We start from the raw sequence: 9,828 nt of genomic DNA, 5'->3' as shown, positions 1-9,828 counted from the left end.
CACTACTGGAAAATTCCCGGTCTTCTAAACTATTTTAACATCGGCTGGCAAATCACTGAAAAAGACCTTATTGAAGTCTGCCCGCTCCCGGAGATCCCGACAAACTATTGATGTTTCCTCCAGATAGGATCGCCCGTATACTCTTCCCCGATCGGATAGCGTTCATCAGGTTCATAGGCCGTTTCCATAATCTCATCTATTTCACGGACGACTCCCGGATATTGGTCCGCTACGTTATTTTTCTCTGCGATATCCTTTTCCAGATGATATAACCGGATTTCACTTTCCTCTCCCAGCCGTATCCCTTTCCACGCTCCCATGCGAACGGCCTGGTCATACCTGTCCCGGGTATGCCCGTAATCCCAATACAGAAAGTCGTGGGGCTCTTTGATCGGATCTCCCATCAGCGCCGCAAGCACCGATATCCCATCGATATCGCGGGGACTCGCTGTCCCGGCGAGCTCTGTGAAAGTCGGCATCATATCCTGAAATGATATGACCTCATTACTGACACGGCCTGCAGGCACGGTGCCTGTCCACCTTGCAATAAAGGGCACCCGGATGCCCCCCTCCGTCAGATTGCGTTTGTATCCGCGGAGCGGACCGTTCGTATCAAATGCTTTCCAAATGGTAGGGTGACCTCCATTATCACTGGTGAATATAATCAAGGTCTCTTTCCCGAGTCCCAGTTCATCGACCAGGTCGACGATGCGACCGACATCCCGGTCAATCATATGGATCATCGCCGCATACTTCCTGGCGCTTTCCGGCCAGTCCTTATCCGTGTAGGGGTCGGTGGAAGGAACCGTGAGTCCATGTTCATCCTCCGACTCCGAGGAAAAATGAGGTAGCGTAAAGGCTGCATATAAAAAAAACGGGGCATCCTTCGACTTTCGGATAAACTGCAGGGCCTTATTGGTCAGAATATCGTGACTGTAATGTTCCCTCAGTACGGTATTTCCGGGAAGTTCAAGCCGCCGCTCATTATAGTCGAGGTATTCGGTATAATAGTAATGAGCATGATCCTGGTTTAAATAGCCCAGCCACATGTCAAAGCCCTGGTTGGTGGCCCTCCCGACCGTACCGGCATCGCCCAGTGACCACTTGCCCACGCCGCCGGTGCGATAGCCCGCCTCTTGCAGCACTTCCGCGACCGTAGTGTCCTCTTTCTGCAGATAGGTATGGTAGTGGGGAATATTATCGCGGGCGGCGGTATGACCGTTGTGCTGTCCGGTCATAAGCACGCTTCTTGAAGGCGTACAAGCGGGTCCTCCTGCATAAGCCTGGGTAAAACGGATCCCTTCTTTTGCCAACCGATCGATATGGGGTGTTTGTATCTTCGACTGCCCGTAGCTTCCCAGGTCCCCGTATCCCAGATCATCCGCCATGATAAAAATAATATTCGGTTTGGATTCAGCCGGCGTATCCTGGGCCCGAATTTGATCAGCATTGCCAAGAGAGAACAGTGCTACTGTGAAACAAATAATAATGTTGTTTGGGTGACTATACATTTTATTACCCTTGTATTAGAGATCAGAAAAGTGATGGCACGGCATCCCGAAAAGCAACCGGCAAACATGAACATGTCCGTTTCATAGTATTATTCATGATAAAATTCCAGCTCTGAAACCGGCTTTCTGATGTTATCAGGACCGGTATATTCAAACCGCATATAACTATAGGGACGATCGGTATAATACTCAATCCTGAACGGGTGCCTGCCCTGCTCCAGATAGATTTCCCGCCGGCCATCAATTTCGCGACTATATTCCTCAATCATCAGCTCCCCGTGCAGGTGAAACCTGAACAGATGATATGCATGACCGTAGAACCGGTAGTACCCGGTATCGGGCACTTCCATATATCCCTCGAATACCGCTCCCCAGTTCTCCTTCCGGTGGGGAAAACCATTTACATCAGGGACAGATACTGTGCCCGAGGATTCCAATTTCAGCTGATCCGCAACGGGAGCCATTTCATCCTGCAGCGATCCCGTAAAATATTGATAGGTAATTCCCTGCTCCAGCCGGCGCCCGTTTTGTCGACGCTCAAACGGCTGAACCTTCCTGTATTCATACGACCCCACCCTGCTGCGTCCATGCTTGTTGACGGCCATCGTTTTAAGAGTTCTCGACTGATCCAGGACAATCACTTCCTCCGCCTTCCGTGAATGGGGACCCGGCTTCGACCCGTCCAATGAATAAAATATGGTATCACCGTCATGGACGGTTTTCAGGTGGACATGAATGGTATCCTGAAAAATTCTCCGCTCGTCCCGGGGGATGGGTGTGACGGGGGACCGGTCGGCGGGCGCTTTCTTTTCACGGGAGGAGGTTAACCCGAATTGATCGAATACGTTTCCCTGTTCATCAATAGCCTGATACTGCAGCTGCTGTCCATTAATGGCAACCGAGGCAAAATGATAGGTGCTTTTCATTTTTTTGGAGAACCAGGTTCTTGTCGGGGCGGCCTGTTCCAGACTTCCTCCCGCACCCCCCACGTTTATATAGCGCACGCCGTTTTGTTCAACCGGCTTGTCCTCCAAAATGGGCCAGGTGCGCTCGTACATATGAATATGACCGTAAAACACCAGGTCAACCCCATGTTTTTCATACAGCGGTACCAGCAATTTCGCTTCGGCATCCCCATGTGTCGAACGCTCGTGACGAGTATCTCCATAGTCGTTTTCCTCTGAGGTATATGGAGGATGATGCTGGACCATAATTTTCCACGTGGCATCGGATGAGGCCAGTGCATGTTCCAGCCAGTGGTACATGCGGGTGCCCGGTTCCTGGTACTGATTCGTATCAATCACAAAAAACTCTGCGTTTCCATATTTGAACCGGTAATAATGTTCCGGCGGCGGATTTTTGAAATAATCATAGTAGTAGGCAGCATCGTGTTCATGATTTCCCGGAATCGTAAACAGGGGCACTTGCTTCATAAAATTATGGGATGGTGCAAAAAAATGTTCAATCCATTCCTCCTTGCGGTAGCCGAGACCGACCTGGTCGCCGGCGTGCAGGGCAAAATTGGGACGCTCGCCCAAGGCCTGGTTCGTAATTTTCTTCCATATCTCCGGGTTGCTTTGCGAATCACTGAATACCGTAAAGGCAAAAGGCGTAGTGTCCTCCACAGCTGTCTTGAACGGCAAAATATCGGTTTCCAGGGTATCTCCCCCCTCCGTAATCGAAACGACCCGGTAAAAATAATTCGTCTCCGGCTCCAGTGGACGCAGGGTCAGTTCATGCCTCTTTTTCAGGGAACCATCATGTTGCTGCTGATCCAGCACAGCTTCCTCCGAATCATACCGCGCCTTGCCATACCTCACGGTTGACGTGGCGGGATCATTGGTCTCCCAGAGAATGCTGATTTCGGTTTGTGTGGCAAACTGCAAATAGGGCTTAACCAGAAATGCCGACTCTCCGTCTGCCGGGTACTGACCATGGCCCGACAGCGGATTTGTCAATATAAAAAGTACCAAAAGTAAGTACGCGTTACGCATAAATCGATATTTTAGCTTCTCAGCTCACTTAACTTAAAATTAAGCGGAGTAGATAAGTTACACAGCAACCAGCAGACAGAACCATCGAGTTGTAATCTTCCGGCCTACCGGCCACACCACTTCATCCGTTTATCCCCGCGGTTATTGCAGGACATTCCCCTGCGGGGTTTTTTCCAGCGTGAATTCATCCGACCGGTCGCCGGTCGCCGTATAGCTTTTGAAATACAGCTGGTCGTCCCGAATCGTTATCACCTGGTATAGCTGCGTATTTTCCCTTTGCTTCTGGATCCAGTTTTTCCCCTCCCCTATTTCATACATTTTGGGTCCGCTCACCGATACCACATACATGATACCGTTGTGCCCTGGTCGGCTGGCCCCTTCATCCAGCATGCCCCGGCCGTAGGCATGATCATGCCCCTGCAATATAATATCGACCCCGTGTTGCTCAACAAGCGATCGGTAGGCGTCCCGAATCTGGGGGTTGTCCCTCGTCTCTTTCGTACTGTAAAAAGGCTGATGCAGCGTCAATATGATCCACTTTTTATCGGTATTCTCCAGGACTTTTTCCAGCCACTCTGCCTGAATCGACCGCAGGTGCTCGTCGTTTTCGCTCGTGGTGCCGTCCAGGGATATCACACGAACCGCCGGATAATCGATATAGTAGCAGGCTCCATACAGTTCATCGTAGCCCTCGGGTCCGTTTCCGGGAAAAGTAAAATTCGTACGCCACAACGGAGTAAGATCCGGGTATTCATACTCGTGATTCCCGGGCGTCATGATGGAGGGGATCATCCTGTGGATAAAATCGCCCGCCTCATACCAGTCCTTCCACTCCCGGTCGTTATATCCGCGATTGACCAGGTCCCCGGCATACAGGATAAAAGAGGCATCAGGGGCGGTGGCATAGGCTTGTCGCACGGTCCGGGACCACTGGCTTTTCAGGTCATTCTGTGGGTCACCGAGATATATAAAGGTCAGGGCGGAGTCGGGATCGGCTCCCGGCAGATCAAACTGTATCCATTCGCTCCATCCTTTTTCCCCGCTTCCCACCCTGTACAAATATTCCTGTCCCGGTTGCAAATCCGGCAGGTTAGCCCGGAAGCTCTTATACACCTCGGTCTTCCCTTCATAGGTTGCCGTATCCAATCTGCTGTCAGCTTTCTGATGATTAAAATCCGAAAGGTCATTGATAGGATGAGGATGCGCCGGGCCCCATTGGACAACATTTTCTTCCACATTCAGGGCGTTGCGCCAGGTTATCGCCACCCCGGTGTTTCCCGGCTCCAGGGGATTGATCATGATCCGGCGGGGCTCGGTGTCGGTTTGAGCGGTCACCGTAGTTCCAGCGCCCGCGGCAAAGAACACCAATCCCACAATGACTATTTTAATAACATACTTCATATCTGTCTATTTTAGTTTTTGGTTTCTATGTTGAATCGCTGTTGCTGTCCGGGTAACTCGCCATGTGTGTTACTCGCAATACCGGATAACAGTACCAGAGCCAGAATAATACCTGCAAACAGGCGAACCAGTACAGCATTCAATTTTTTATCGGGAGCAGCGGATGCAAACGGATCATGTACGTTCCACCACCTCCATATCAAAGCTACAGCGATAATATTCAGAAGCGCCAAATCATCCGAAGTAAAATGGTACCGATACACCACGCCGGATTCAATGATCTGCAGAAGCTTATACCAGATCCACGTGGTGAAAAGGACCAGAACAACCTGGCTCGGAGAACTTTGACCCGTCCATAATTTTCGGAACTGGACGCCAACAACGATCAGGGCCAATACGCTAACACCCATAACCAGTCCCCACTGCGTGAGATAAAATGATTGCATTTCCGATACAGAAAGTTGTGTTCCCAGCTCTGCGATCTCTTCATATGAAAATGTGCTAACAATGGTCACAAGTGGGATAAACAGGAACAACAGGGCGATGGCCCAGCCGTGGGTTTTCAGCGTGGCCGGTCGCATGTGGGGCCATTTTCGGATGAATACCCCGGCGGCCATACCAAGTCCCCCAAAAAAGCCGATCGAATATTCCATTACATTCCACCAGTTAAAGGCGATACCGCTGGCACTCCCCATCACCTGGATAACGTTCCCGAAGGCGAAGCCAAAGCCGGCCCCCAGCATCGTCGAAAACGCCACATACCACGCATTCTTAAAATGATGCCGGTGCAGATACCAGCCCAATGCGGCCGAAGCGCCCAGACAGGCCGCCCATAACTCCGATCGCGGCGGCGTCATATACCACTCCAACTGATAAATCAAATAACCCCAAACAATATAACCCCCCGCCACCATCTGGGTAATCAGCGCCGCCCAGTTTGCTTTTTTATCCTTTGTGGTCTCCAGCATCAGTCCCGTCAGGCCGCCGCCCAAAAAGCCGAACAAACCCCCGATCAGGAACAGACTCAACAGCCCGTACGAGACATTCAGAAAATCAGTACTCTTTCCGTAACCCACCACTTGTCCATAGCTGATCATGCCCGTCATTCCCCAGCCGATAGCCCCCATTGCCGCGATCGCCGGCCAGTTCCTGATCCAATCCTCCCTTCCGGAAACCAATACCAGTGAAAGAACCCCGATGGAACCGGCCCAGGCCGCCCCGAATTCATGTCCGAAGCTGCCCCGAATAGCCCATGATGTTCCCAGTGTTAGCATTACAACGAGCATGGCCAGACGTTTATCTTGTTTCGGTGTAGGCATTTATCGGTTTTTTTCCGTTGAACGTGCTTTAATTTGTTCCGCCGTGCCCGACCAGAAAGCGACTCTCTGGCGCTGCCAGGTATACACGACGGCAACCGTGTCTCTCCCGGAAATGATGGAGGGATAGGAAAATTCATCCTCCGGATCCCCGGTTTCAATATCCAGTTTATATGGCCAGCTCTCCCCGTTATCCTCCGAGACGGCCAGCGTCAGCGGTGCACGGGCACCCCAGTTCTCATCATCCGGGTTGTAGGCCAGGACCAGGGTACCGTCAGGAAGCTTGACCAGGTCGATGCCGCTGTTGGGATTCGGCAGCGATGTCTCATAGAGGGGGGACCAGCTTTCCCCGTAATCCTCGGAATCGCTTCGGCCGATGACCCCGGCAGATGTTCGCACCAGCATGTGAACATGCCCCGGCTGCGACTCCCACAGCGTGGGCTGAATGGCCCCTTTCCCCTCGAACACTGTAGTATCCACGGGAACATAGTCGCTGGCCGTCCAGCTTTCTCCGCCATCATCACTTCGATCTACAAAAACCCGCCACCGGTCCCCCTCGTGGGAGGCCGGGGCCAGCCAGTCGCCATTCGAGAGCACAATCGGCTTGTTTTTAACCGGTCCCCGTCCCCCTTTGTCCCCCTGAACCAGTTCCCGGGCCTTGCTCCACGTGTCTCCTCCATCGGTGGAGACCGTATACCAGGTCTCCCATTCAGGAATTTCTTTCCCTACTTTGAAATACAGAATAATTTCCCCGCCGGGTGCCCTGAACAGCACCGGATTCCAGTGGGGATCATCCCGTACTTTCACCAGTTCCCGGGGAGCTGACCAGTTCCCGGGATGGCCCATGGAAATCCATATCCCAACATCATCATGCTTCTCTTCGGTACCGCCGAACCAGGCAACGAGAAATTCCTCCTCATTGATCTTGGCAATGGTCGAAGCATGGGCCTGGTCAAAGCCTTTGGCTTTCTCAAACACAAAATCCTTTACCGGTAAGTCATCTGTGGTTTTTTTCTGAGATTCCGAAGACTGGCAGCCGGCGAAAAATATTGTACCGGCCACACCTATACCACAAAAAATAATCTTTGGTATGTTGAAAAGGAATCTGTCTATTGTTGATATCCAGTGTATCATCATGTTCTTTCTTTTTTTATGTATGTTAAAAAATTCTTCCGGTATCGTCCGTACCGAGCCTCCGTGCTGCCATCCGGCGGGCTAAGGAGTTCATGAATGGAAGGTTCATCCATTCGAGGAGTTTTTCAAAGCTATCGCCAGGTACAGATGCAGGAGCATACGTTAGCTGAACGCTTATCAGTTACATCCTCCGCCCCGTTCAATATTGAATCACTTCACTAATTGACTTTCTCTCGCCGCTCCATCACTTCCCGCCACGTCGCCAGAATAATATTTTCCTCCTCCAGGTACTGCTTCAACGCGGGATCCGTCATTGCCAGCAGATCGCCCTTTCGGCGCAGGCCGGAAGTGGAGATGTCCCCGAATATCTCCGATGGATCCGTACAGTGCATTATGACCATCGTCAGTCCGGGCTCCAATTCGTCCATGGTCTCAATATATTTCTCCGTGTAAAACTGCTGCAGCTGCTCATCCGTGGGGTTATCGTCCCCCGGATACTCCCAGCCGTAGCTCACGTTGTGAAGATCATCGAGGACCGGCAGTCCCATCGACCATATATTTTGTCCCATTTCAGGAGCCAGATCCAGCAGATCGGGCGTTGGCACCTCCATCCCCTCTTCCCACTGCCCGCTTTCCTTTAATTCACGGATCGTCTCCTGCCGGTAATCCTCCTTCAAAAATGACATATGTCCCCCGGGAAACATAACAGGAATCTTGTAGTCCGCGCCGACTTTAATATAACGCTCCAGGAACGCACGATCGGCGAAGAGGGTCCCCATATGAGAATCCAGGTGTGTGGGACGAAAACCCATGGTGAGCGCCCGCTCGACCTGGGCTCTGATCTCCGCTTCCACCTCGTCCGGGGAAGCGTGCTCAACGACCTGGTCGACCGACCCCCAGAAACAACCCTCCCTGTCCACCAGTCCCGGTACTGCCGGTTTGCCCATTAACGGTCCCCACCGATAGTCATCCCATTCGGAGGTAAGCGTCAGGTGCAGTCCGGCATCAGAACGGGGATGCTCTTTGACGTATTTTGCGATGCCCGGCACCCAGGGACAGGGCATCATGATACTGAACGAGTTGGCTACGCCTTTTTCGATGGCATCCCGGGTACCCTTATTCGAGCCCCAGGACATCCCGGCATCGTCAACGTGCATAATTAACACTTTGGCTTCTTCGGGATATCCCAGCTTTTCAGCATAGGTATCCGGCTGGGCCTGAAGAGGTGTTGATATCCCTGCAAACAGCAGGAACATCACTATTGATGAGGTTAACAAATAATTCATAAACTTTTTTGATGTTAATTCCTTAGGGTTAACTAAATATGCCTACCGAAGGCAAAGCGTATCATTACCCTAAACTTTTATGAATATTCTATTTTTATACAGATAATATACCGGGATATAACAGAGAAAACAGAAGAATAACGCCCACAGAAAAGAGACCAAGTAGGGGTTCAGTCCGATTCCCGTTCCCCCCGACATAAACAAGGACCGCAAACTTGTCTCTCCCAGCCACGCCGAGTGTGTCACCACGGGAAGAATACCGGAAATGACGTAGGCGGTGATCGCATTGGTTCCGAAAACCACGCCCGCAAACGTACCTTCGGATTTATTCAGGATATCAATCCAGTAATAACAGGCTCCCAGGACCATGGAAGCAAGTCCGGAGGTATACAGCACAAAGGAGCTGGTCCACAGATGCTTATTCAGCGGGAAAGCCCAACCCCACATATTGCCCAGCGCAAAGGCCAGGAGTCCCCCAACCATTAAGCCAATGACTTTTCGATCTCTCGACCGGTCGCTCACGATGACATACCCCGCAATCATACCCGTAATACCGGTAACGATAGCCGGCAGGGTACTGAGAATGCCCTCCGGGTCCCAGGTGCCCTGATATAAACTGCCCGGAATAAAAATGTTATCAATCCACGCAGCGATATTTTTTCCGGGCTCAGCCAGCGACAGTCCCTGCTCGGGGTGGGGGATGAGGGCAATAACCAGCCAGTATGCGACCAGTATACCCCCGCCGATCCACCATTGTGTTCTCCTTGAGGTATACAGGAACAGCAGTGCACAGGCGAAAAAGACAACGGCTATCCGCTGCAGAACACCCGGAATGCGGATATTCGCAAAATCAAAGCCCGGAAACAAGTTCAGGAATAACCCAAGCCCGAAAATGATGATAGTCCGTTTTACAATCTTGGGAACCATCTCGCTTCGCTCTCTCCCTTTGGAAAGATACTTGGTGTAGGCCAGAACGATAGAAACGCCTACAATAAAAATAAAGAAGGGAAAAATATAGTCCGTAGGCGTTATACCGTTCCACTCGGCATGGGCGAGGGGAACGAAAATATACTCATGCGCGCCCGGCGTGTTGACAATAATCATGGCCCCTATGGTTATGCCGCGGAAAAAATCCAGGGAGATCAATCGTTTTGAAAGTGGTTCGTCAGCCATAATCTAATTCTTT

7 protein-coding genes are annotated in these 9,828 nt (G+C 51.4%); all 7 read right to left on the bottom strand.

Translation table 11 applies throughout. The features are described 5' to 3' along the window. Positions 1 to 104: 104 nt before the first annotated feature. Positions 105 to 1,511: an arylsulfatase gene (locus ACESLU_RS07695; protein WP_372637439.1), complete on the bottom strand. Its 1,407-nt coding sequence runs from the start codon at positions 1,509 to 1,511 to the stop codon at positions 105 to 107. Between the two features lie 89 nt (positions 1,512 to 1,600). Continuing rightward, positions 1,601 to 3,505 (bottom strand): metallophosphoesterase, encoded by a 1,905-nt coding sequence (locus ACESLU_RS07690; RefSeq protein WP_372637437.1) that lies wholly within the window; start codon positions 3,503 to 3,505, stop codon positions 1,601 to 1,603. A 141-nt stretch (positions 3,506 to 3,646) separates the two neighbouring features. Beyond that, positions 3,647 to 4,906: a metallophosphoesterase gene (locus ACESLU_RS07685; protein ID WP_372637434.1), complete on the bottom strand. Its 1,260-nt coding sequence runs from the start codon at positions 4,904 to 4,906 to the stop codon at positions 3,647 to 3,649. Positions 4,907 to 4,917: 11 nt separating this feature from the next. Then, the gene (locus ACESLU_RS07680; protein ID WP_372637430.1) at positions 4,918 to 6,225 is read right to left on the bottom strand and encodes a hypothetical protein; all 1,308 of its coding nucleotides are present in this window, start codon (positions 6,223 to 6,225) and stop codon (positions 4,918 to 4,920) included. Continuing rightward, complete coding sequence (locus ACESLU_RS07675; protein ID WP_372637427.1) at positions 6,226 to 7,200, bottom strand: exo-alpha-sialidase; 975 nt, start codon at positions 7,198 to 7,200, stop codon at positions 6,226 to 6,228. Between the two features lie 374 nt (positions 7,201 to 7,574). Continuing rightward, a complete protein-coding gene (locus ACESLU_RS07670) occupies positions 7,575 to 8,642 on the bottom strand; it encodes a polysaccharide deacetylase family protein (RefSeq protein WP_372637425.1) in 1,068 nt (355 codons plus the stop codon). 69 nt (positions 8,643 to 8,711) lie between these two features. After that, positions 8,712 to 9,815, bottom strand: a complete 1,104-nt coding sequence (locus ACESLU_RS07665) for an acyltransferase family protein (protein ID WP_372637422.1) — start codon at positions 9,813 to 9,815, stop codon at positions 8,712 to 8,714. Positions 9,816 to 9,828: the final 13 nt, after the last annotated feature.

It is taken from the genome of Fodinibius sp., assembly GCF_041642155.1.
Classification (GTDB): Bacteria; Bacteroidota; Rhodothermia; order Balneolales; family Balneolaceae; genus Fodinibius.
The sequence above is the reverse complement of the archived record's forward strand: the minus strand, read 5'-3'. Positions and strand labels throughout refer to the sequence as shown.